We start from the raw sequence: 24,044 nt of genomic DNA on the forward strand, positions 1-24,044 counted from the left end.
ACCTCGCTACCCGCAGGTGGCGGTGGCGGTGAACGCGACGGGGCCCGCCGCCTCGTCCTGGTAGATGATCATGTCGCCGCTCACGACGAGTTCGTCGTCAGAACCGGAGTGGTCGAGGTCGGCCTCGTTCTCGGTCATGTAGATCACACCGTCGGGTGTGGTGACGTCGGCGTAGGCGCTGGGCGGGTTCTGGTTGGCGTCGATCTGTACGGTGAGCGACCCGTCGTCGGAGGTGAACAGCCGGCTGTTGCCCTGGAGCCGGCACTCCCCCGAGGCCGTGTAGGTGACGCCGTCGACGTCGGTGACCGCCTGCCCCGGCACCGTGACCGGATCGGCGAGGAGCGCGCGCATCTCGTCGAGCTGTTCGTCGCTCCAGCGGTCGATGTCGACGCTGACGGTGATCTCGTCGAGGAACTCCCTGACCCGGACGCGGACGCGGCCGACGCCGTTCTTGGCGAACACCGGGATCTCCTCGTTGGAGAGCAGCTCGTAGCCGGCGTCGAGGAGGCCGGCGACCATGTCGGCTTCGATCTCGTCGATGGTGCCGCTGTTCATGATGCCCGAGAACGAGATGGCGTCGTCGCTGCTCGTGGCCATGCCGGGCACGATGCCGTCGGGCAGGTAGAAGTCGGGCGGCAGCACGTCGTCGGCGTCGCCGACCTCGATGTCGCCGCCGGCGCCGCCTCCGCCATCTCCGCCGAGGTCGAAGCCGGGTCCGCCACCGTCGTCGTCACCCGAGCCGCCGCACGCGCCCGCGAGCAGGATCACCGCTGCCGTGACGATCGACGTGCGTCGGTGGACGCTCATGTTCGAACGGTACCGCGCCCGTCAAGACCGCTGCTCCGACTTTCGCCGTGCGCGACTGGGTGAGGACGAGGCGCTGGTGTTCAGGCCGGGTCGGTCAAGGTCGTCGCGAGCTCACCGAGTTCGATCCGGTTGCGTCGGCCGGTCTTGGCGAGGAGGCGTTCGACGTGGGTCTTGACGGTGCTCGGCGCCACCACCAGTTCCGTCGCGATCTCGCGGTTGGTGCGTCGGTCGGCGAGCAGCTGCAGCACCTCGTACTCGCGGGCCGTCACCCCGAACTCCGTCAGCGAGGCCGGGACGGCATCGTGGACACGACCACCTCGTCGTGGAGCCATACCGGCGTCCCGGAGGACCGACCCGAACCAGCGGGCGGTGTGGTCGACGCCGGCACGTTCGAGCGCGGCCCGCGACTGCGTCAACGTTCCCACGGGGTCGCCCCATCCGTCGCGGAGCGCGGCAACGCCGGCGACGCCCTCGAGCAGCGCCGACATCGCCTCGCCGGTCGATGCGAACCACGGGTGGCGGCGCCGACACTCGCGGAGCGCTTCGAGGTGGACGGCGACGTCGGCGTGATCGCCCTGATGTCCGGCCGCGATGGCATCGGTGAGGTTGGACACCAGTTGGATGGATGGCACCGCCTGGAACGACGGCTCGCGCATCTGGGCGCGCACGGCGTCCAACGACGGGTGGAGAGCCGCCGCGAGGACCACCGGACCGAAGTACCACGGGGCGGTGGCGGTGACGACCGGCAACGCTCGCAGGATCCCGAGCGATTCGGCGTACAGCTGCGCCGATTCGTCGAGCTCGCCCCGCAACGCCAGGCCGAACGCCTGACACATGCCGAGTGCCATCGCCTCGACCTCGGGTTCGTCGGGTGCGACGGCCCGGGCCCGGTCGGCGGCGCGGCGTGCCTCGCCCAGCTGGTTCAGCTCCGCGTGGGCCTGACCGGCGACCGTCCAGCAGAGCGCCTCGAGGATCGGCACCTCGATCTGCTGAGCGCTGGCGACGCCCCGCTGTGCGACGGACAGCGCATCGTGGGGTCGCACCGTGAGGCCGAGCAGGTTGGCGAGGTTGTAGTCGCACATCGCGCTCAAGCCGACGGCCCCGATCCGGCGGGCGCTGCGGGAGGCCTCCTCGAACGTGTCGGGCGAGCCGTACATCGTCGCGTCGCACAGGCCGAGTTCGAGCAACGCCCTCGCACGCCACAGCCCGAGCCCGGCTTCGGTGGCGGCCGCGACCGCGGACCGGAACTCGTCGGCGGCGTCGGCGTAGCTCCGCTCGCGGGCGACCCGTCCGAGCACCTCGTGCGCTTCGCACCTCGCGGCGGGCGCTGCGCCGCCTCGCTCCAACATCCGTGTTGCCAGCTTCGCCGCGCGGTCGACGTCGCCGAGTTCGATCGCGACGAGGGAGCGATACGACTGGACCTCGGCCGGTGCCGTGTCATCGTCGAGGTCGGCGGCGAAGGCCTCGTCGAGCTGGGCGGCGGCTGCGGACCAGTCGCCCAGGTTGCCGGCCGCCCTGGCGAGCGCGAGGACGAGCCGGGAGTGGCGCTCGGGGTCGTCGTGGAACGCTCGATCGTTGAGCAGGGTCGCGCCCAACGCGAGCGCGTCGACCGCGCGGCCCGCCAGCGCCAACGCCTCGAGCCGCAGCTGGCCGAGGGCCGGACGGTGGACGTAGATCGCGTCGCCGAGTGCCGAGGCCGAATCCAACCTGGCCAGTGCGGTGGTGGGAGCCCCCATCGCCAGGGCGTTGCGGGCGGCTCGGATCAACAGTTCGGCGGCCCGGAGATCGTCGCCGGAGGCCTGCGCGAGTTGGGCCGAGGCGTGGAGTGCATCGTCGTCGAGGTCGTGGTCGAGCATCGTGTCGAGCGCACGGGCGGCGAGGCGGCGACGTTCGACCGCGTCGAGACTGTCGACGATCGCGTCTCGCGTCAGGTCGTGGGTGAAGCGGACCGGTTCGTCCGGCCCGCGTCGATCGGCGAGCTGGGCGCGCATGGCCGACGCCGCAGCCGCGACCGCGGACGCCCGGTCGATCCCGCACTTCGACAGCACATCGACGTCGATCGAGCGGCCGATGATCGCCGCCAGCCCGACGTGTGACCGGACCGGGTCGCTCAGGCCGTGCAACCGCCGCTCGACGGCGACCCGATACGACTCGGGTGGCGGCAGCCGGGCGGGATGCCGACCCGGGCCGAGGTCGCGGGCGTCGCGGGCGAACGCGACCGCCAGCAGCGGGTTCCCGTCACTGGCGGCGACGATGCGTTCGACGCGCTCGGCGCTGATCGCGTCGCCGACCTCAGTCTGGACCAGGTTGGCGACCTCGTGCGGTGGCAGCGGAGGAACGGCGACGACGTCGGCGACGTCTCGTCGGACCCACTCGTCGATCATGCGGTCGGCGGCCTCGGATGCGTGGCGGCGCGAGGTCAGCAGCATCAGGCCGGGCGTGCGGCCGATGCCGCTCACGAGATCGTCGAGCACTTCGAGGCTCTCGTCGTCGGCCCAGTGCAGGTCTTCGACGCGCCACACGACGACGCCGGCCAGCGGGGAGGCGATCAGCCGGAGACCTTCGCCGAGCAACGGCGCCGGCTGGTCGGGCGGATCGCCGGTGCGGTCGCCGAGCAGGAGGCGGACGCCGGCTCCGAACACGGTGTCGTCGACCACGTCGAGTGTCGCCCCCGCAGCGATGGCGGCGACGACGAACTCGGACAGCGGGCGGAGCGGTCGCGCCGGCGGCGGGACGCAACGCCCGGTGAGCACCGTCGCCGGCTCGATCGATCCCGCCACGGCCTTGCTGATCGCGCTCTTGCCGATGCCGGGCGGGCCGACCAGACACACCGCACGCCCGGCGCCCTGGTGTGCGCGGCCGGCGAGTTCGGTCAACCGGGCCAGCAGTGCCCCCCGGCCCACGATCGGTGGGCCGGGTGCTGGTGCGCGGTCTGGCGCCGATGTCGCCCGGTCGTCCACCTCGCAAGAGTAGGCCGGGCGCCCGAGGCGTCCCGCGTGCTACCTCCGGGCCGGGTGCTGCCGACGCTCAGACGTGGGCGATGACCTCGATCTCGACCCGCAGCCCCGGCATGACGAGGTTGGAGACCTCCACGAGCGATTGGGCGACCTCCGCGCCTCGGCCCCCGTAGATCTCGTGGCGCATCGCACCGTAGGACTGGAAGGGTGCCTCGGGGTCGCCGGTGGGATCCGCGATGTCGGTGACGAACACGGTCTCCTTCACGACGTCGTCCATCGTGGCGCCGAGTGCACGCAGCGTGTTCTCGATGTTCTGGTACGCCACACGGTTCTGGGCGAGGAAGTCGTCGGGGTGCTGGGGGTTTCCCTCGGCGTCGACGCTGACCGCGCCGGAGAGGTGGATGGTGTCGCCGACCCGAACCCCGTCGGGGATCAGTGCGGCGAACGGGCCGTTGGCGACCACGTGCTTGTCCATGTGCTGTGCCTTTCACTCGGCGACCGACGGTCGGTCGACGACGTCTCCGAAGGTACGGAACGGTGTCGGCCACGTCGTCCGCCGATCCGGCGGATCTTGGGCCGCAATCGATGCGAGGAACGACCTCGCCCGCATCAACGGGCGCTCTGGTCAGGTTCGAGCACGCGATCGATCGAATCCGGAACCTCGACCGCTCGGCAGCTCGAGCGGTGGTGGTCGAGGTCGTAAGCGAGCAGGGTCGGACGCGACGAAGCGCCGTCGGTGGCGGGACCGAGGCGCTTCGTTCGGAATTCTTGGAGGTGAGAGCCATCTCGCTGGGTGACTCATCTGTTCATCGTTCGGTGCTCGACCCCACTTGAGCGGGTTGACCGACTCCTTACCGACCTTCACCCGACCCTGACGCGAGTTGCCATCTCCTGTGTCGCAGCGAGCATCTCCGGTGACGAGTTGACGTTCAGGTGGACCGTGGGCTCACGCGGTGAGGTCGAGCGCGAGTCGAAGGCCGGCGTCGAGGCGATCGAGCACGTCGAACGTGAGCCGGCTCACCCGTGACGTGAGGGTGCGTTTGCCGAGCGTGGTCACTTGGCTGACGTTGATGACCGAGTCACGTTCGAGGCCACTGACTTCAGCCGGGATCATCACGTTGCCGGGTGCCGCGGCTCGGTCGGTATTCGATGTGAGCACCGCGACGACCACCGTGCCGATCCGGCTGGCGTTGAACGCGTCGGCGGAGATGACGACGACCGGTCGACGATGGCCGATTGCGGAACCGCTCGGCGGCCCGACGTCGGCCCACCAGATCTCGCCCCGTTCGATCACCACGGTTCCTCGAACATGGCCTCGTTCGCCCGACCGACGAACGGGTCGGGATCCGTGTCGAGGTCGGCGTACACCTCGTCGAGTTGCGCGGTGACACGCGAACTGTCGTGATGGTGAGCGAGCAGCAGTTCGATCGCTTCGGCGTAGAGCGCCGACCGCGAGATCCGGCGACGGCGAGCGAGCAGATCGGCTGCCTCGAACAGCGGGTCGGGGATGGAGATGGCGGTCTTCACAGCGGCAGTATAACCGGGTATGACCCTGCGGGTCGAGATGCCCCACGGCGTCACGCGGCCCACGTGAGACCTGGCATTTCGCCGGCGAGGCGGGCATCGACCACGGCGGCTGAGCCGATCCGGATCGATCCGGCCAGCTCGGTGACGAGCCGCTCCAGGGCGAGGGTGAGGTCGATCATCGGGGTCCACTCGGTCGGGTCGGGCGGGAGCGGTCGTCCGCCCCGCGCCATCCGCGATGCACCATCGACGAGGTCGTGCGCCTCCTGCCCGGCGGCCATCAGGGCGAGAACTCGTTGCGGAACGCTCGGTGGATCGTGATCGGTCTCCCACTCGTCGCTCGCCCACGCGTCATGGCGCGCATCGGCTCGGCGGGCGGCGCGCAGATGGTTCACCGCCTCGAGGAGGAGTGGCCGAGGACGACCGATCACGCACTCGCGGAAGACGAGCACGCGACCGAGGTCGGTGACGGCTTCGACGTCGGTGCACCACGACTCGAGCACCTCCTCGGCGCGGTGTACCGGTCGACGGGCGACGGCAGCGAGCAGATGGGGTGTGATCGGCCGGCGCACGGGCATGCGGTCGGCGAACGGTGTGATGCGATGTCGCATGGTGCCTCCCAGATCGACGGGGAGGGGAAGCCGGTGGACGTGACCGTACGCGGAGGGTGTCGCATGGCTCGGCGGGCGAGGCGGCCGACCGAGCTACGGGGAGATGCCGAGTCGGCTCCAGCACCGCCGATACTCACCGCGGTGCAGCCGAGGTCGCGCCGCGGAGGTGCTCACTCGTACGTCTTGTCGGGTCATGCCGCCAGCGCCCGTGTCGTTCAGCGCATGGTTTCAGCGCATGGTTTCAGCGCGTGGTTTCAGCGCGTCGAGAAGATCACGATCGCTGCGACGACAACCACCACCGCTCCGAGTACGAGGTAGTGGGGAATCCTCTTCGGCCCGCTCGGTTGCGGTGCGTCGGCTGGTCCTGGGGTGGTCGGATCCATGTTGGTCATCTTCCTGTTCGGCTCGCGGTCTCGATACGGGTCGGCGATCAGGCCGTGGTCTGGTCGAGATGGTCGAGCAGTTCGTCGGCGGCCCGCTCGATGTCGTCGTGGTCGAACTGCGACGCGCGTTGTTTGCTGGCGATCAGGGCGCTGCGGAACACACGCCGGAAGTCGCCGTAGGGGAATCCGTAACGATCCTTCGTCTGATCCGACGCGCCGGTGTCGAGCGCCAGATGCCACTCGCCGTACCCGTCGTGGCCATCCCGCTCGATCTTGTCGTTCTCGTCGTCGCTCGACGGCTGGCCGTCCTCCCACTCCGTCGTGAGGTCGTACTGTCCGGCCTCGATCATCGAGCGGGCCTTCGCGACCCCAGCGTCATGAACGCGGTAGCTGGTCATGGATCCGGACTACCCGCCGCACGACCCCCCGAAACGCGCTGCGTTCCGGTGACGCTGCCAGAGCTGGCCTCACGGTACTGCCTGGTCGGGTCGTCACGAGTTGTGCCAGGCCCAACTCGTGATCGGGGCCCGTGGCGGTGGTCAGGGCCGGAGTTCGGTGAACCCGGCGGCGGAGAAGTCGCCGTCGAAGGCGAACGCGTCAATGAGCCGACGGGAGCGCATCGTGGCGAAACTCGTCGCGTCGACGAAGGAGTACTCACGCTCGTCTCGGACTCGGAGCCAGGCGAGCGCCGATGCCTCGGCCGATTCGTCGACGAGGTCGATGTGGACACGAGGCGATGCCTCGATCGTGTCGAGGAAGTTCACGGCCGCGCCGTGCCCGGCGCGACGCCGGAGGAAGGTCCAGGTTTCGCCCCGGACATGGTTGGTCGTCAGGAGGGGCGAGTCTGCGTGGCGATCGAGCAACTCGACGGCGGCTTCGTGATGGGGGTCGCGACCGTTGCGGAGCGCCACCCAGAACGAGGTGTCGACGAAGATCATGGCTGCCGACTACCGGTAGACGACGTCGTCGATGTGGTCGGGCTCGTACCTGTCGGTGCCGATCATGTGGCTGAGTGGGTCGGCCGTGAGTGGCAGGATCGGGGCGAGGCTCGCCCGGACGACACGCCGAATGATCGCTGCTTTCGACACGCCCTCACGGGCAGCCTGACGATCGAGCGCAGCGTCGATGTCTTCCTCGATCATGATTTGCAGGCGCTTCATGTCGACTGAGGTTACATCAGTCTTCCAAGGTTGCTGTAAGTTCGCCGCACGGGCGACCCGTGGGCGAGTCACGCCGCCCACCCCCATCGCAGCCCTTCGAATCGCTCGCCGAGCAGGCGTGCATCGACGACTGCCGCGTCGCCGATGCGGATCGCGCTGGCGAGCTCGACGACGAGGCGTTCGATCGTCATACCGAGCCGCATGACCTGTATCAACTGATCGCGGGGCCGGCCGAAGGCGCACCAGACCGCGCGCCCGACGGCCGAGCCGAGCACCACTCGGCCGGATTCCGGCCCGTGTTGCATGGCGGCGATCACCCGGTCGGGGATCGATGGTGGCTCCCACACCGCGTCGTCATCGTCGGCGTGTTCGTCGTACCAGCGCTCCTCTTCCTCGTCGAACACGCCGGTGCTTTCGGCGCAGCGCATCAGCCGCACCCGATGGGCGGTTTCGAGCAGCAGTGCGCACGGCATGCCGACCACGAAGTCGTCGAAGACGAGCACGTCGCCCGCCATGGTGACCGCGCGAGCGGCATCGAACCACGTGGAAACGAAACGCTCGGCGAACTCGATCGGCTCGCCGGACACAGCGCTCACGAGCGCAGCGCTGATCGGGACGCCGGCGTCGACCCGGTCGGCAAACGGTGGTGATTGACGCTGTCTGGGCATGACCCTCCCTGATGGTGATGCAGGAGGGGAAGTCGGTACGGCCCACCGTAGGCGCGGGGTGTCGCATCGCGAGTTGTGCCTGGCACAACTCGCGATCGGGCGGCGGGCCGGACGCAGATCCGCGTACGCGACAATGGCTGCATGCCCCCTTCGGTGCTCGAGGAGGCGGACGCAGCCGCCGTGCTCGGCGTGGTCGAGGAGCTGACCGCCGCCGAGTCGATCGACGAGTTCGCGCGGCTGGCGATGGTGGGGCTCCGTGAGCTGATCTCGTGCATCGACATCTCGTACAACGAGATGAACCCGAGCGCCGGCCGCATCGAATGGATGGCCGAACCGGCCAACCCGCGCATGGCCGACTTCACGCCGGTGTTCTCACGGCTCATGCGACAGAACCCGCTCGTCGGGTACTTCGAACGGACGGCCGACACGCGGGCGATGATGTGGTCGGATCTCGTGCCGTTCGAGCAGCTGCAGCGCACCGAGCTGTACCAGGAGATGTTCCGCCCGCTCGGCATCCGGTCGCAGATGGCGATGATCGTGCCGACGCCGCCGGGCATCGTCGTGGGTTTCGCCGCCAACACCGAGCGGCCCTGCTTCTCCGAACGTGATCGAGCGGTGTTCAACACGCTGCGCCCCCATCTCGCCCACGGCTACCGGTCGATCCAGCTGCGTGACCTCGTCCGTCGCTCGCCCGGCTGGACCGGTGCTCTGGCCGACGAGCACGGCGTGGTGCACGCCGTCACCGACGATGCGGGCGAGCTCGCCGATCGGGCCGGTGTGGTGCTCGAGGCCGGGCAGCCGCTTCCCGATGCTCTGCGCACCTCGTTCGTCGAGGGTGTGAACGGGTACCGGGCGTCGGACCCGGCGGTGCTCTCGGCGACGACGCGCCTGTCGGAGGAGGCCGGCGGAGTGGCGGGCTGGCACGTGCCCGGCCCGGTCGGCCCGCACGTCGTGGTGGTGCAGACCCAGGTCGACGACATGTCGCGGCGGATGGCCGACGCCGGGCTCACACGGCGGCAGACGGAGGTTGCGATCGAACTCGTCGGCGGCGGCACGAACGCCGCGATCGCCGCCCGGTTGGGGATCGCGGAGGGCACGGTGCGCAAGCACCTCGAACAGGTTTACCGGGCCGTCGACGTGACCGACCGCGCCAGCGCGATCGCCCGCATCCGCGGGTGGTGATGGCGTACGCGGATCTGCGTATTGACGCGCCGGAGCGAGTCACCCACGATCGATCACATGCGCCTTCGCCACGCCGCCGTGGTCGCGGCGCTCGCTCTGGCGCCCCTGGCTGCCTGTAGTTTCGGCGACGACGAGCCGGCGGCCGACACGGATGTCGACGCACCGGCGACGGAGGGCGACGGCGACGCGGATGACGGCGACGCGGATGACGGCAACACCGGGGCGGCGGATGACGACGGCGACGGCGGTGCGGACGATCAGGGTTCGGCCGCCGACCTGGGTGCGGATCGGCCGGACAGTGTTCGTGACGACTATCCGGTGCCGTTCCCGGCGGGCTGGGAGCTCGACATCCAGGGCGAGATCGGGTTGACCGACGCAGGGAGCGCGCAGTTGCTGTACCCGAACGACGCCTACGACGGCATCGTCGCGTTCTACGACGACTGGTTCGAGTCGCAACCCGACGAGTTCGCCCGGTCGGTGGTGAGCGACCAGGTCATCTACCAGCTGCTCGGCGAGACGTACTACCAGGTCACGATCCTGCCCGACCACGAAGAGCGCGACCGAACCTGGACCCTCCTCCAAGTCTCCGGCGGCATCCAGACGAACTGACGCCCGGCGTCGCCACTGGCCGGCCGTCGCCCGGCGGTCGGCGTCTGGCAGCGGTAGAAAATCGGAGCGTGTTCGCGGGGCGCTGACCTACGGTCGGGGACGACCGGCGGACAGGGAGGTCCGGAGATGAGTGCACATCGCAGATCACTCACGATCTTCCAGGTCGCGCCGACGATCGACGGAGCAGCGGTCACCGATTTCGACCAGGTCGTGCTCGACTCGGTGCTCGCCGATCCGGCGCTGCAGACGTCCGACGTGACGGTCGGCCAGGAGTTCGAGGCACGCCTGTACGTCATCGCCCCGCCCGCGTCCGAACCCGGGTGGGGCGAGTTCCTGCACGACGGCTTCGGTGCGTCGTTCGCGCTCACCCCGTCGGCGTCGAACAAGGCGTTGCTCGTGATCCGGTTCTCGTACTACCGCGCCGACCGCTACTTCGCGATCACGTTCGGCAGTGGCCGTTACCTGATGCGCCGGAACGCGTATGTGCGATCGTTCGGTTTGAAGACGGCGCTGAACCTGATCTACGAGGGCGATCAGCTCGACGGGAGTTCGACGTTCGATCGGGTCCGTCAGGTCGACTCGAAGACGGTTGCCGGCAACACGTTCCGGACTCGACGGCAGGCGAACCGCGACACGAGCTTCGAGCAGTTCGGGCTCGACACCGATCGGGACCTGCTGAACACGGTGACCGGTGAGCCGATCGATCGGGGCGAGTGGGGCTCGCGGGTGTTCGGTGCGGATCACGTCGGCGTGAACGTGCCGTTGGCGTTCGACGATCTCGCGGATCTCTGCAAGCGGCTGTGGCGCGCCGGTCGGGCGGATGACTACGAGGTGCACTTCAAGTGGGTCGACAATCTGTCGACGATCACCTCCCCGAGCAAGCTCGGCGAGCTCCGGGACGACGTGGTGCAGTCGCTGCGCGATGGGGCGACCGACCTGTTCGAGCTGGCGCCGCCGGAGCTCGTCGAGTGGGACGAGATCGAGACGTTCCGGTTCGAGATCGGCGCCGCGACGGCCGACGTCGACGATCTGACGTTGGCCGGCTACCTGCAGTTCGTGGACGATCAGGGTCTGAGGGCGGTGCTGGATTGGCAACGGCTGAAGGACCATCGGGTGAGCGCGTTGGATGCGTCCGGCGACGAGTTGTTCCGGTGGCCGATCTCGCTGTGCCTGTTCGGCGAGTTGGACGACGACGGCGAGCGGATCCTGTTCGACTCCGGTGAGTTCCTCGCCGTGGCCGCCGAGTTCCTGGACGACCTCGACAACTTCATCGCGGCCATCCCCGAGTCGACGGTGGACCTGCCGCCGTCGAGGCGGGTCAACGGCAAGGAGATCACCGAGGGCGAGTACAACGAGGATGCGGCCGCCCACCTGCCGACGAACCTGCTGCTCGACAAGCGGACGGTTCGGGTGGCGACGAGCACCAGCCCGATCGAGGTGTGCGACGTGCTCACGACCGATCGCAAGTTCGTGCACGTGAAACGCAAGCTCGGGTCAGCGTCGTTGAGCCACCTGTTCGGCCAGGGTTACGTGTCGGGTGATCTCTTCCTGGCCAGCCCGGGATTTCGGGCCGCGGTGGCGGCGGAGATAGCGGCCGCGGAGGCCGACAAGGGTTCGGGCCCGATCTTCACGGACTCGCTCGACTTCGACCACCCGGACTCAGCGTCGATCGAGGTGGTGTACGCCGTCGTCGCCGACTGGAACGGCGACGCCGTCGTCGACCGCCTCCCCTTCTTCTCCAAGGTCAACCTCCGCAGACACACCACCGACCTCAGACGAATGGGCTACCAAGTCACGTTCAAGAAGATCGACATCGCCTGAGCGGGTCGGGGCGGTTCAGGCTGGGGCGACGCGGCGGTGCCCAACCCAGTGTGACCGCGTTTCCCGCCGGGAAGCGGCCGGGAGGTCGGGAGAGCGCGCTCACTTCAGCGCTCAACAGACGAGCGACGGCGTCTCGAACGGCTGCTCGGTCGATGCGAGCACGCGACCGCGTTCGTCTCGGTAGACGCCGATGATCGTGAACTCGCCGTTCGATGGCGTGAGTCGCACCGTCGCAGGCGGGTGCCCCGGTTGCGACCACGCGGAGGTCGAGTGTTGCCGAACCGGGCCGTCGCCGAATCGGGTTCGAACACCGATCGATGCAACGCCATCCGGCGGCTCACCGGGCCACACGACGTGCACGTCCCAAGCGCGGCCGCTCAGTGCACATGTCACGGTGTATGTGAACGGTGGCGGAGGGTCGATGACGATCGGCGTGGTGGTCGTCGTGGCCGGCGTCGTCGTGGGTGCCGTCGTCGTGCTGCCCGGCTCCGAGGAGGGCGTTGCGATCATCGACTCGGCCAGTCGACGTCCGCCCTCCTGCCCGAGCGAGTTGACCACCTTCAACACGAGCGGCGCTCCGAAGATCAGGAACAACGCAAACAGGAGCAGCTTCAGCAACCCACCCTGACTCTGAGAGGTTCTCCGACGAACGGACGCACGTCGCTCAGACCCGACGCGACCAGAAGGAAGGCGACGAGGCGGAAGCTTCGTCGCCCGTTTCGGCTCCGGGGCCGACTCCGCCGTGGGGCTCAGTGTGTGCTGGGACCGAGCGGCCGACGTTCGGTCCTCGGGCTCGACGCCAAATGCGTGTCGGACTGCGGACGCCGCGGCTGCGACATCGATCGTGCCGTCGCCCGACTCGAGTTCGCGGCGCAGATGCGACGGCGAGCACAGCCGAAGCCCATCCCACTCGAATGTGTTCCTCGGCAGCGACGGAGCCAGGATGCACATCAGCGGGTCCACCGGATAGCCGACGAGTTCGGCGACGACCGACGCCTCCCAGATCGACGTCTCGATCGTCTTGGTCAGGGGTCGCCGGCCTGTCCAGAGCATGCCCGCCCCCTTCCCCGAGCCGATCGTCACTGGGTTGGAGTAGTTCTTGCTGTCGACCGCCCATATTCCCGTCGGGCCGATGACGAGGTGATCCACGTTCGCTTTGGAGTTCGGGAGTTGCAGGTCGTGGAAGACGACGTACTCGGTGGGAAGTCGATCGAGGACGGCCGCGATCCGGCGTTCTCCTTCGGCACCGCGTTCCCACTTCTCCGCCTCGCGTTGCAGGCGCGCCGCCCGCTCGCGTTTCTTCCGTGCCTGCTCCGCCGCAGACTCTCCAGCCGCCATCGACGCAGAGTATTTCCCCGAGACGAGGTACCAGCGAGTCGGCGGATCAGGTCGGCGGGATGTTCAGCGACTGACGGACGTTGACGATCGCCTTGGTGAGTCGTGGCCGAGGTCGGCGTCGGGGCGGGCGCGGAAGGCGTCGATCGCGACGACTCGTTCGGTGCTGCCCTTCTTGGCGATCGCGAGATTCATCGGATAGAGGAACGGCGACGAGGTACCGAGGTTCGGCGACCTGTAACTCGGGCACCGATTGGTCGGCATCCAGTCTCGGTGCGCGACCTGATCACCAATCAGACCTGCGGATCCGAGGGTCCATCAGAATCGCATAGACGTACGAGGGTGCGCTCAGGTGCTGGACCGGTGTCGTGTTCTCCAGCGGACAGAGGACGAGTGCCTTCTCGATGGCCGTTCGGCTGATGGAACGGTTCGTGGTGTGGAGCCTGATGGTCCGGCCACGTGCCGTGTACGTGAACGGCTTGCCCAGAATCTGATGAAAGACCTGGCCACTACAGGATTCGATCCGCTGCCAAACACTGTCGGCGAGGTTCATGACCATCCCCATCCTCTCGGTTCAGGTCGACGCAGCCGGTGGCCGGAGCTGAGGTTCCCAATCAATGTCGGGTCCGCCGGCGGGCCGAGGCCATGCCTCGACAGCTCGTTCGGCAAGCCATTGACTGCGGATGCGGATTCGTTCCTCGTCCCAGTCCCGGCTCCACAACTCGTCCGTCCAGCGCTGGCCGGCGGCGGACGGCTTGGCAAAGATCGACGAATGGGCCAGACGCAACAGCGTGAAGCGACGGACTTCGGGTGCCTTCACGCTCCAAGCCTTGTGCTGGATCGTGCCGTTGAGCTTCTGGGTGAGCAGCGTCAGGTTTCCGAGGCGGTGCACAGCGTCCTGCCGCACGGCAGCGGCGTGGGAGTCGTGGACTGGGACCGGCCAGTAGTCACGCCAGGATTGAGGTAGGAGGTGCTCAATCTGCAAGCGCTCGCTTGCACTCCGCGCTCGATCGTGCTCGCTTCGGGCATCGTGCAGGTGATTCTCGATACCGACGAGCAACGTTCGCAGGCGAGCTCGGTAGACGTTGTTGAAGAGATTGCGGTCGAGCAGACCCGATCGAAACTCACTGTCGCTCGGCCAGCGCCGGGAGTCCGCACTCTGGTTGGCGAGGAGTTCGCGGACAGCATCGCCGACGCGTGAGGGCGGCACCTTCTGTGCACCACCGAGCACCGACAAGAAGAGATTGTTGTAGTCCTTCGTCGTCATTCGGCAGATGGCACGACGCATGGTGAACGAAGAGATCGCTTCCGCAACCTCGTCGAGCTCCACATCTGAGACGCCGTCCCTCGTCGCCAGCCCCAACACGAGGGGCCACGGCGTCGAGGTTCGCGTTGCCTCCATGGCATCCACCAACTCACCGAGTGGCGAGGTCGGATTCATCGATCGAAGCTCTAGGTAACGATCCCCGTCTGTTCGTAGCCGATTGACGACATCCACCGCCGAGAGCCCTGAGTCGCTGAGCCAGCTCTTGAACTCTTCGAAGAGATCGTCGACGCGGATTTCTCGGCCCGTGGCAGCTGCAAGCCAGTAGCCAATGAACACGTCGATGAACACGCGCCGGATCCGACCCGTTGTCATCTCGTCTCGCCATGGGCTCGTGTCGAACGGGAGCCAGGTGGTCAACAGGTCATCGAGGTGAGCGCCGCCGGCCTCGGCGCGTTCAAACAGCAGGTTCTTGATCAGATCAGCCGCCGAGAGTGGTTCGCCTCGCCCGTTCAGGACCTCGAAGATCACCATTGGATCTTCTGAGCTGTCGAGCATGATGTGCACAATCTGAATTCGTTTGTCGACCGCGAAGTGGAGCGCCTCGAGCCGTAGTGCCGGGTCCTCGAGCTCGCTGAGCCATTCTCGGACCGCCGACTCGAACCATTCTCGTGCCTCGCAGAGCTGGTCGCTGACATGCAGCCCTTCGACCGGGCGATCCAGTGACGATCGCCCCGTGCGAATCGCCCACTCGAAAGCGAGCTTGTCGATCGGGAGCGGCACCAGCTTGGGCCGATCCTCCGGGAACTCGATGTCGACCGCGCGGTCACTGTTGGTCACGAGGTCGTCGAACTTCCCCGCGACCGAATCCAGCCCGAGTTGCGAAGCGACTTCGCGCGTGGCGGCCAGAAGAATCTGCAGGGTGGTCAACCTCTGTTGACCATCGATCACACTCGAAGCAGTGAGTCGGCGCGGCTTCGGCTTCCGCACCTGCGTGACGATCGCTCCGAGGAAGTAGTCGGGTGCTTCGTCCGAGTTGTCGTCCGCCCACTCGGCCTCGACCGACTCGGCGGCACCAGCGAGGTCATCCCACAACAACTGCCAGTGGTCGTCACTCCAGACATACGGTCGCTGAAAATGGGGGACTACGTAGACATGCGACCGAGAGAGCTCGGTTCCGAGCTTGGAGTCGCTCGCCTGCATTGCATCGCCCTTCTCCGATGATCGCATTGTCCGCTTGACTGCGGAATCGGGATGCGTGTACGCCTGCGCTTCCCGCTCGCGATCTGTCTGCAATCGAACCCTACTTGCCCCGGACAATCCGAACGATCTGAGCTGCCGCGTCTGCAGGGTCGTCGTGCTCCCAGACTCGAATGACCTTCCAGCCTGCGGCCTCGAGGATGCGGTCCGTCTCCTCGTCCCGCACCTTGTTGCGTGCGAGCTTGTCCGCCCACCACTCGGCGTTCGCCTTCGGCTGCGTAGCGTGGATCGGGCACGAGTGCCAGAAACAACCGTCCACGAATACCGCCACCTTCTTCTTTGTGAAGACGATGTCGGCTCGCCGCCGGACGCCACGGATCGGAGGATGGTCGACTCGGTAGCGCAGGCCTGCTGCGTGTAGGCGGCGCCGGATCGCAAGTTCAGGCCCGGTGTCCTTCTGAGCCTGACGACTCATACGCCGACTGACGTCGGCTGTCGAGGGCGCCGGGCGAGACACGGAGCTGCCTAGGCCGGACCCGAACTCACAGCGACGACCGAACTTCTTCGAGCGCGGACTTCATCTCGGCTGCTGTCTGGAAACGCTCGCTGCGGTCGTTGGCGCAGGCGCGCAGCAGGAACTCGGCGAGCGCTCCGTCGAGATCCTTGCGGAACTGACGGGGGTCTCGCGGCTCGACATCGAGCATCGGTCGCGCTTGCGGGTACGGGTGTTGCCCGTCGCAGAGCAACTCGTACAGCGTCACGCCGACGGCGAACAGGTCGGTCGAGACGTCCCAGCGGGTGAGGTCGGCATCGGGAGGCTGATACGGCGGGGTGCCCGAAACGGTGTGGACCGGGTCGCCGACCCGCGAGGCGATGTTGAAGTCGAGCAGCTTGACGCCCGTGCGAGTGAGCATGATGTTCTGCGGCTTGATGTCACGGTGCACGAGTGCGTTCTCGCTCATCGACATCAGCTCGCCGTACTCGTCCTCGGAGATCTCACCATCCCGCTTCTTGGCTTCGAGCGCGTCGAGGCGTTCGCTGTCCGGGTGGATTGCCGTCAGCGCGCCGAGCAGCTTGAGGGCGACGTCGACGGCGTCGGGGTCACGCATCTGTCGCTTGCCACTGGCGTATTCGGCGAGCATCTCGCCGTCGATGTACTCCATGATGAGGTACCACTCGCCGTTGTCCGTCCGGTCCGCCCAGATGACCTGGACGACGTTCGGGTGTTGCACCTTGCGCAGTGCACCGATCTCACGCCTGACCGCGTCGTAGCCGGCGGCGTTGTCGAACAGCTTGAGAGCACGCACCTCACCCTCGACGACGTCGCGCACCCGGTAGACCTTCGAGAAGCCGCCGCTGCCCAGGAGTTCCTCGACCTCGAAGCGGCCGCCGATCTGGTCCCCCACCGAATAGTCGCGTGCAGGCACCTTCGACGAGACCTCTCGCTGGTCGGGCGCTGGCAGTACCTCTCTGTCGGGGGCTGCATCGTCGATGTCGACTCCAGCGTCGGCACCGCCACTCAGGCGATGCTGCACCGATTCGTCGCACTGCACGACGACCTCGGGGCCGTCACCGATCCGGAAGGAGAGATCGACCTGGCCGAACTCCTTGGCGCCGATGAACGACTGGGCCTCCTTGACCCGGCGACGCATCTCGACCGCCAGCGTCGCCGCCCACGACAGGAACTCGTCGGGTACGTCCATCGACGGGTCCGGGTACAGCAACCGCAACAGGCCGTCCACGGTGTTGTTCACTGCCTTGCGGTCTCGTCCACTGAGCGCGCTGCCCCACTCGACGCGCCCCTGCAGCACTTCGAGCCGCGAGGTCGACCGGAGTTGACTCCACACCTCGGCGAGGTAGTCGCTCACAAACCCGAAGTGATCGGTGAAGTACGACGGGTCGAGTTTCGGTACGTCCCATCCCGGGATGTACGCGTGGATGCGGTCCATGAACGCCGTGTCGTCGCGCATTTCTTTGGGGAGCGGCCCGAGAAGATGACCGGTGCGCAGCTGGGTCTGCACGTCGACGTCGAAGTTGCCGACCATGACGATGCCGCCCTCGGCGCGGATCGACTCGCGCCCGCGGCTGAACTCGCCGGACTCCATGTACCCCTTGAGGATGTTGACGCCTTCCTTCTGGTCGAAGGACACGCCGGACACCTCGTCGAAGCAGATCACGTCGTACTGGGCCACGAGCCCTCGGCGACCGTTGGCCATGTTCACGAACATGTTGGCGATCGTCGCCTTGCCGCCCGACACGAGGTGTGCGTACGGCGAGATCTGCTGGAACAGGTGCGACTTGCCGGTGCCGCGTGGGCCGAGTTCGACGGCGTTGTAGTTGCGCACGACGAACGGAACCATGCGTGCGATCAGGATGTCCTGTTGCCGCTCATCGAGTCGCGACGGCTCGAAACCGACACTGCGCAGCAGGAGGTGGCGCCACTGCTCCAACGTGAACGAGGCGCGCCCTGCAACGAACGTCTGCAACGCGTCGCGGGTCGACATCTGGATCGGCCGGATCGCAGCGACTCGGAACGGTGACCCGCCCTTCTCCTGTGCGAGGGCGGCGATGTACTCGAGCGTGACCTCGGCGTAGAAGCCGCCGGTGAGCATCCGCTGGTGCTGTTCGACCAGGTCGGGGCCGATGGCGATGTCGTTGACCTGGAGGCTGGGAAGTTCGGCCTTGTAGCCGTCGGACTTGGCGTCGAGGCGGGCACGCAACAGGTCGATGATCTTGATGCGGCCCTTCTCGCGGGCGCGGTGTTTGAAGAGCTCCTCTTCGCCGGCACGGACCGTGCGGTCGGCCATCGACTGCTTGACCATCTCGAGGCCGGCGGCGATCTCGTTCTCGTCGGTGGTGGCGCAGTAGCGACCCAGCATGAACTCGCCGACGTAGGTCGGCACGGGGTACTGGCCCCTGAACTGTTGGGCGAGGTCCTTCTTGACGAGGAAGCCGTCGAAGGCGCCGGCAGCGAGTTGGTCGAGGTCGTCGAGCGTCGTCATGTGTTGCGCCCCACGGTAGTTGCGCGTTGCAGCAGGATTGCTCCGGCGGCGTCAACGACCACGACGTGGACGACCTCGTCTTCGTGATCGTCGGGGACGAACCATGTGTACTGCCCGGCCTCCTGTGTGACGTCGACGTGGTCGGCGATGACGCTCGTCGGGTCCCCGGCGGTCGCCCGCAACTGGACGGTCGCGCCGTCGGGTAGACCGGACAGCAGGGCACGGAGCCGGAGGCCTCGCCACAGGAGTTGGCCGAGGGTCACGTCGGATGTCGGTGCCGCACCGGCGGTGACGACCAGCCGGGGCACGACGCACTCCTGCGGGCTGACGCCGCCGTGCTCGTACGGCTTGTTCTTCTCGAAGCAGGTGATGCCGACGGCGACGGCGATGCGCACGTCGCGGTCCCAGTGCCACGGGACGGTCGGGGTGTCGATGTGGGCGCCCGGCTTCACGCGGGCGCAGCGGCCCTTCTTCTTGACGGTGACGGCGACGGGGAGGCTCTCGTTCTTGGGGAGCCCGTTCGGCAGGAGGAGCCAGCCGTGGTCGGTGACAACGGTAATTCGGCGCCAGCCGGCGGCTATGAGTTGACGGACGCGGTCGGCGATGCGGTCGACCTGATTGTCGAGTTCGTCGACGAGGTCGACGCCGAGCTTGTGTCCGCGACTGTCGATCTCTCCGGTCTCGGTCCAAGCGACACCGCTGGGGTCCCCGGTCTCGGCGCCTCGCAGCACCTGGATCCTGGCCTTCTCCATGAGACCTTCCAGCACTGCCATACCGGCGGACGGGCCGTCGGGAGCTCGTCGTGCATCGAGCACGTCGCCGGCGGCGAGCTGGCCTTGGTCGACGGGGACGAGGACGGGTTTCGCGGTCTCGGTGATGGTGGGGAGTGCGGCAAGGCTCGACGTGAGTTCAGTGTCGAGCCCGACGCTCTCGAGGCGACCCCGCAGCCGGTGGGCGACGTCGAGTCGCAGCCCGTCGACGAACACCACGGCATCACCGTCGGCGACGACGGGAGCCGCGCCTGCGGCATACGTGTCCGCGTTGGCTTCGGGCCCGATGGCCGTCTGGAGTGCGGTGGCGAGATCGTGGAGCCACGGGCGGTAGATCGCGTCCAGTACGGCGGCTACAGCGTCTCGGGCGGGGCCCGTGGGTGCATCTGCGATCGCATCGATCGCCGCCTGGTCCACCCGCCAACCGTCGCTGGCGTAGCCGCTGGCGATTGCATCGACGGTCGCCTGTTGTACGGCAGGGGTGGTGAGCTCGGCGACCCGGGCGATGTGCTCGAGGGCGTTGGCGAGTGGTGCCTCACCGAGTTGGCTCCACACCCAGTTGCGTCGCTCACGATGCTCGGCTTCGAGCTGCAGGAGCGTCGAGCGAGCCGGGGCCGCGTGCAGGTTGGGGAGGTCGAGCAATGCGGCACGGAGTTGGTCTTCCTTCGCCTCGTTCTCCTGGGGCCATGCGCTCATCGGCTCGGGCAGGAGTTCGTCGGGGCGTGCGGCGCGGAGCCGGTCGGGGATGTTCGGGTAGTCGCTCGGGTGTTCCCGATACCGCTGCCACACAGCGCCCCATGCACCCTTGGCCAGTCCGAGGAGGCGGGCGGCTTCGACCTCGCCGTCGCGCTCGGGTGAGAAGCGGTAGTCGTGCTCGGCCTGTTGCAGGAACGCCGTCCACGCCGCGTTGTCCATCGTCGACCGTGCGCGCGCGGGGTCGCCGATGTAGTTCAACAGGGCGCGAACCGGGTCGGGGTTGAGCAGCCCGTGGACAAAATCGGCGTCGATGTGCCGGTGTGCGAGTTGGGCAACCGGCATGTCGAGCAGGCGGGCCATTCCTGCGGCGAGACCCTTGGCGGTCTCCTGGTCGCCGGCGACCGACAGCCCGAGCCCGCTGTCGGGGTTGGAGAGCAGCGATGTGACGGTCCAGTCCTTGCCGTTGGGGTGGCCGAACAACTCACAGCGGTGTTGCAGTCCGGCGATCGGCGCGAGCGCGGAGTCGATGTCGGCGATGGCGCGCAGGTCGCCACGGGAGGCGCCGGGCAGGTACACGATCGGCAGCCCGCCCGGTGAGCCGTCGACGACGAGTTCGCCGGAGATCACCGTCCGGAGCCAGTAGGCGGGGCCCTGCCAGATTGCAGGGTCGTACGCTCCGAGCGTGAGGATCAGCCGGTCGCGTCGCAGTTGCCCGACGGCGCCGGCCCACTGGCGGGCTTCGTCGGTCCACAGCAGCGCGATCGGCGCGTCGAGCGCGTTCCCGTCGTGACCGGCGGCGTGGTCCAGCGCGTCGAGCAACCGGTCTCGAACGGTGCTCACGTGCTACCCCGGGCGGCCTGCTTCTCGGCGATCGTGCAGTGCAGGTCGTTGTGGCGTTCGTTTCCGTCGGGGTTCTTGCCGCGGTCCTTGCGCCAGTGGACGTTGAAACTCGACCGCAACACACCGGCCTCGACGAAGGGGCGCACGTTCAGCCGTACGCCGTCGTTCAGGTCAGGGTCCCAACCGATCGCCTGTTCGTGGAGCTCCTTCCACCGGACGTAGATGTCGTACGGCGGCTCGCCCTCCAGGATCAGCACCAGCTTGCGCTGCAGTTCCTGCGCCGCCGCCAGCCTGTCGTCGGCACCAGCGACGTCCTCCTGGACGGCAGCCTGCTGCCGTTCGATCCAGTCATTGAGGTAGCTGTAGGTCAAGCGCTGAAGATTCCCGGCATCGAGCCGGTGGTAGTTCACGAGTGCGGAGAAGCCGTCCTTGCGGCCGTCCCAGACGTGCCAGATGAACGGCCGGTTCTGGAACACCTTGCAGTGCTGCTTGAAGAAGTCATCCCGCAACCAAGACGCCAGATCCGTCTTCCTCGACCCCGACCGCTCCAACAACTCGCCAGTACGCGCCGGCGACCACGTCCCACCGAACGCCCGCGCCAACAGCTCCTGCAACCGATCCGCCGCCGACCGTTCACCAAGGACGGACGGCAGGCAGACGATCCCGTCGTCATCAGCCAGCTCATCGAGATGATCCGACTCTGCCTGCTCCGGCCACCGATACCGCAGCAACCGACCAACGGCCACCTGCAACGGCTCCGTCGCCATCTCGGGACGACCCTCGAACAACCACTGCGTCGGGTCATCCGACCACGGCTCCGGCAACCCATCCGGAAACCGCTCCTCCGCCACACGCCGCCAACGGTCAACCTCAAACGGCACTTTCAACAAAGTGGCATTCATGACCTTCAAGGAGTCATCGATATTTCGGACGGCTTCGTTGTAGTCAAGCGACGAGCAGAAAGCCCAGAGGGTAGGAAGGTCCCGTTCGTTCATCGGCCAGACAACAGCGCAGTTGTTGTCGAAGCTCGTTCCCTCGTACAGAGTGCTCTTCAACTCGCCAGTGAGGGCGACTGCGATCCCTCTCCTACCCCAAGCATCGTGACCTTGCAGCGCTGCTATGCCCTCATCTGCCAGCCGATGTAACGCACCTTCACCGCCGCTCCAATCGAGGACGTGCTCACGGCCACTGTACGGCAGCGACCTCCTGACAGTGCTTTGATGATTCCGCCAGCGGTCGGAGCACGGCCCCAACTCCCAGAACTTTCGGATTAGACGGTTTGAGTCACCGGTTCTGAGCCCGTACCTGCTGTCCGCGAACTCAGAGAGCAGCGACGCCGAGCCGACCGGAGCGCTCAGAATCCTCGCGTCAGGATTTTGAAGTTGCGACGCCTGGGGGAAGTTGGTGAGCTCGCGAAGGGCTAGGTCCTGACGCGCCTCCACTGGCGAAATCGTCGAAGACGTATCGATCATGGAACTCACAGCACCCGGCTCAGGAGCACCGCTATTCACAACGGCTAGCACCACGCGGACGCGAGTTCCGATCGCGTCGGTCTCAAAGGCGCGAGCACCAAGCCACGCGATGACGGGCAGGCCGAACGTACCCAGCAGATCACGCCGCATCGCCTCATAGCGCGAAGTGTGCATCCAGTTCTCTGGCAGGACCATCGCGACTTGTCCGCGAACCCGACGGGTTAGAAGCTGCCGCAGGAATACCGTCGACAGGTCATGTTTCGCCTCCGGGTACTCAGCGTTGGCGTAGCGCCGGAGCACCGTATCCATTCTGCCAATCGCCAGAAACGGTGGGTTGGTGCAGATGAGTGTGAAGTGGCGGGAGAGGTAGTCGGCGGCTCTGGCGATGCCAGCGGCGTCGGCGCCCAACACCGAGGTGGCGGGGTCCTCGGCTTCGCGGGTCAGTGCTGTGTCGAGGAGGGGTTGGATGTCGTCCCAGTCGACATCCTCGAACGACGACTGCAGGCCCGTCGGATCAGTGATCTCGACGACGCGCTTCGGATCGATCAGCGAACCGAGCGTGTCGGCGTCGCGAAACAGAATGTGCAACCGGACGAGCGCGTTCTCCAACCGCTCATCACCACGAGCGAGCGCCTTCCAGTCGTCGACCGGCGCTTTCACCGGGATCCCCGAACACGCGATGTGCGGGGTCGGCAACTCACGCCACCCGCCCCCCGCCTTCCAGGCAGAAAGAGCGACAGCGAACATGGCGATCTGGACACACCGCGGATCGAGCTCCAACCCGAACAGGTTGTCGCGCAGCACCGCATCCTGCGCATCGACCGGATCGAGGCCTTCTTCTTCGGCGCGCATCTGCCACAACATGCCGAACGCCTCGACCAGGAAGTGACCCGACCCGCAACACGGATCCATCACCGTCACCTCACCGACGGTTTCGGGCCAACCGTCGAAGCTGCCGGCGGCCGGGTTGCCGTCGTCGTCGAACCGCAGGAACTCCCACCCCTCGAGCAGCGAACTGTCAGGATGACGGGCCGCCCACCACGCCCCGAGCGAGTTCTCGAGCAGGAACCGCACCATGTAGTTCTCGGTGAACAACTGCGTCACCGGCCCCAGATCGGCGCCGCCGATCTTGCGTTCCGACGCGTTGACCTCATCCTTCTTGTCGCGCTGCCAGTACTGATACACCCATCCCAACGCATCGTCGGCGACGAACACCTCGGCCGGCAACGACGCCACCAGGGCCTCCAGCCGGGCCAGACCGTCAGGCGTCAGCCGCAGTCGAAATGCCGGGTCGTCGAGCCCGAAGATCCCCGGCAGAATCTCAGCGGCGAAACGTGCCGCCACCGACCAGCCGTCGGGTTCGCCCATCGACTCGGCCAGTTCTTCACACTCGGCCAACGACACCGGTGCGCCGAACTCCGGGTGCACCAACAGACGGTTCTCGGCCAGGAACCGGGCGAACAGCAGGCGATGCCACTGCTCGTACGCACACTCGGCGACCAGCAACTCGATCGAGCCGTCGGTATCACCCAACTGACGAGACCGCGCCCGCAGGCCGCGACGCAGCAGGCGTTGCTCATCGGTGAGGAACGCCGGCGGGCGGTCGCCCCACACGTCCCACGGCTCGAGCACGGCACGGCACGCGGCATCGGCTTCCCGGCGCCCAGCGACACACACGTTCTCGAGCTGCTTGCGATACTCCGAACCCAACACTGCCATGGTGATTGCTCCCGTCCCCGTCGG

The 24,044-nt window shown here is 67.2% G+C and carries 22 protein-coding genes; 3 read left to right on the plus strand and 19 right to left on the minus strand.

Going from position 1 to position 24,044, the window contains the following annotated elements; genetic code table 11:
• Window positions 1-6: 6 nt before the first annotated feature.
• The 11 genes from R8G01_13240 to R8G01_13290 form a co-directional block, all read right to left on the minus strand.
• On the minus strand, window positions 7-807 hold the full coding sequence (locus tag R8G01_13240) for a hypothetical protein (GenBank protein MDW3214961.1): 801 nt from the start codon (window positions 805-807) through the stop codon (window positions 7-9).
• Between the two features lie 80 nt (window positions 808-887).
• Window positions 888-3,767 carry an AAA family ATPase gene (locus R8G01_13245; protein MDW3214962.1) on the minus strand — a complete coding sequence of 960 codons (2,880 nt, stop codon included), beginning with the start codon at window positions 3,765-3,767 and terminating at the stop codon, window positions 888-890.
• 67 nt (window positions 3,768-3,834) lie between these two features.
• Entirely contained in the window at window positions 3,835-4,239 is a 405-nt protein-coding gene (locus R8G01_13250; protein ID MDW3214963.1) for a RidA family protein, read from the minus strand.
• Between the two features lie 471 nt (window positions 4,240-4,710).
• The gene (locus tag R8G01_13255) at window positions 4,711-5,061 is read right to left on the minus strand and encodes a type II toxin-antitoxin system PemK/MazF family toxin (GenBank protein ID MDW3214964.1); all 351 of its coding nucleotides are present in this window, start codon (window positions 5,059-5,061) and stop codon (window positions 4,711-4,713) included.
• Complete coding sequence (locus tag R8G01_13260; protein ID MDW3214965.1) at window positions 5,055-5,291, minus strand: hypothetical protein; 237 nt, start codon at window positions 5,289-5,291, stop codon at window positions 5,055-5,057. The genes R8G01_13255 and R8G01_13260 overlap by 7 nt, the downstream gene beginning before the upstream one ends.
• 50 nt (window positions 5,292-5,341) lie before the next feature.
• Complete coding sequence (locus R8G01_13265) at window positions 5,342-5,899, minus strand: hypothetical protein (GenBank protein ID MDW3214966.1); 558 nt, start codon at window positions 5,897-5,899, stop codon at window positions 5,342-5,344.
• A gap of 254 nt (window positions 5,900-6,153) precedes the next feature.
• Entirely contained in the window at window positions 6,154-6,282 is a 129-nt protein-coding gene (locus R8G01_13270; protein MDW3214967.1) for a hypothetical protein, read from the minus strand.
• Between the two features lie 47 nt (window positions 6,283-6,329).
• Window positions 6,330-6,680 (minus strand): hypothetical protein, encoded by a 351-nt coding sequence (locus tag R8G01_13275; GenBank protein MDW3214968.1) that lies wholly within the window; start codon window positions 6,678-6,680, stop codon window positions 6,330-6,332.
• 141 nt (window positions 6,681-6,821) lie between these two features.
• Window positions 6,822-7,220 (minus strand): type II toxin-antitoxin system VapC family toxin, encoded by a 399-nt coding sequence (locus R8G01_13280; GenBank protein MDW3214969.1) that lies wholly within the window; start codon window positions 7,218-7,220, stop codon window positions 6,822-6,824.
• A 9-nt stretch (window positions 7,221-7,229) separates the two neighbouring features.
• Window positions 7,230-7,442: a CopG family transcriptional regulator gene (locus R8G01_13285; GenBank protein MDW3214970.1), complete on the minus strand. Its 213-nt coding sequence runs from the start codon at window positions 7,440-7,442 to the stop codon at window positions 7,230-7,232.
• 68 nt (window positions 7,443-7,510) lie between these two features.
• Window positions 7,511-8,110 (minus strand): hypothetical protein, encoded by a 600-nt coding sequence (locus R8G01_13290; GenBank protein MDW3214971.1) that lies wholly within the window; start codon window positions 8,108-8,110, stop codon window positions 7,511-7,513.
• 141 nt (window positions 8,111-8,251) lie between these two features.
• Between R8G01_13290 and R8G01_13295 the strand changes: the two genes are divergently transcribed.
• From R8G01_13295 to R8G01_13305, 3 genes are all read left to right on the plus strand, one after another.
• Window positions 8,252-9,292 carry a helix-turn-helix transcriptional regulator gene (locus R8G01_13295; GenBank protein ID MDW3214972.1) on the plus strand — a complete coding sequence of 347 codons (1,041 nt, stop codon included), beginning with the start codon at window positions 8,252-8,254 and terminating at the stop codon, window positions 9,290-9,292.
• A gap of 57 nt (window positions 9,293-9,349) precedes the next feature.
• On the plus strand, window positions 9,350-9,901 hold the full coding sequence (locus R8G01_13300) for a hypothetical protein (protein ID MDW3214973.1): 552 nt from the start codon (window positions 9,350-9,352) through the stop codon (window positions 9,899-9,901).
• A gap of 126 nt (window positions 9,902-10,027) precedes the next feature.
• On the plus strand, window positions 10,028-11,722 hold the full coding sequence (locus R8G01_13305) for a DUF6119 family protein (protein MDW3214974.1): 1,695 nt from the start codon (window positions 10,028-10,030) through the stop codon (window positions 11,720-11,722).
• Window positions 11,723-11,833: 111 nt separating this feature from the next.
• Here R8G01_13305 and R8G01_13310 read toward each other — a convergent pair whose 3' ends face one another.
• The 8 genes from R8G01_13310 to R8G01_13345 form a co-directional block, all read right to left on the minus strand.
• Window positions 11,834-13,060 (minus strand): nuclease-related domain-containing protein, encoded by a 1,227-nt coding sequence (locus tag R8G01_13310; GenBank protein MDW3214975.1) that lies wholly within the window; start codon window positions 13,058-13,060, stop codon window positions 11,834-11,836.
• Window positions 13,061-13,123: 63 nt separating this feature from the next.
• Window positions 13,124-13,321: a hypothetical protein gene (locus R8G01_13315; GenBank protein ID MDW3214976.1), complete on the minus strand. Its 198-nt coding sequence runs from the start codon at window positions 13,319-13,321 to the stop codon at window positions 13,124-13,126.
• 22 nt (window positions 13,322-13,343) lie between these two features.
• The gene (locus tag R8G01_13320; protein MDW3214977.1) at window positions 13,344-13,610 is read right to left on the minus strand and encodes a hypothetical protein; all 267 of its coding nucleotides are present in this window, start codon (window positions 13,608-13,610) and stop codon (window positions 13,344-13,346) included.
• Window positions 13,611-13,631: 21 nt separating this feature from the next.
• Window positions 13,632-15,617, minus strand: coding sequence for a DUF262 domain-containing protein (locus R8G01_13325; protein ID MDW3214978.1), 1,986 nt, complete (start codon window positions 15,615-15,617; stop codon window positions 13,632-13,634).
• Between the two features lie 7 nt (window positions 15,618-15,624).
• Entirely contained in the window at window positions 15,625-16,038 is a 414-nt protein-coding gene (locus R8G01_13330) for a very short patch repair endonuclease (protein ID MDW3214979.1), read from the minus strand.
• Between the two features lie 25 nt (window positions 16,039-16,063).
• The gene (gene brxL, locus R8G01_13335; GenBank protein MDW3214980.1) at window positions 16,064-18,523 is read right to left on the minus strand and encodes a BREX system Lon protease-like protein BrxL; all 2,460 of its coding nucleotides are present in this window, start codon (window positions 18,521-18,523) and stop codon (window positions 16,064-16,066) included.
• The gene (gene pglZ / locus R8G01_13340) at window positions 18,520-20,829 is read right to left on the minus strand and encodes a BREX-1 system phosphatase PglZ type B (GenBank protein ID MDW3214981.1); all 2,310 of its coding nucleotides are present in this window, start codon (window positions 20,827-20,829) and stop codon (window positions 18,520-18,522) included. The genes brxL and pglZ overlap by 4 nt, the downstream gene beginning before the upstream one ends.
• Window positions 20,826-24,020 (minus strand): hypothetical protein, encoded by a 3,195-nt coding sequence (locus R8G01_13345; protein MDW3214982.1) that lies wholly within the window; start codon window positions 24,018-24,020, stop codon window positions 20,826-20,828. The genes pglZ and R8G01_13345 overlap by 4 nt, the downstream gene beginning before the upstream one ends.
• Window positions 24,021-24,044: the final 24 nt, after the last annotated feature.

The sequence above is a fragment of the Ilumatobacteraceae bacterium genome (assembly GCA_033344875.1).
Classification (GTDB): domain Bacteria; phylum Actinomycetota; class Acidimicrobiia; order Acidimicrobiales; family Ilumatobacteraceae; genus Ilumatobacter.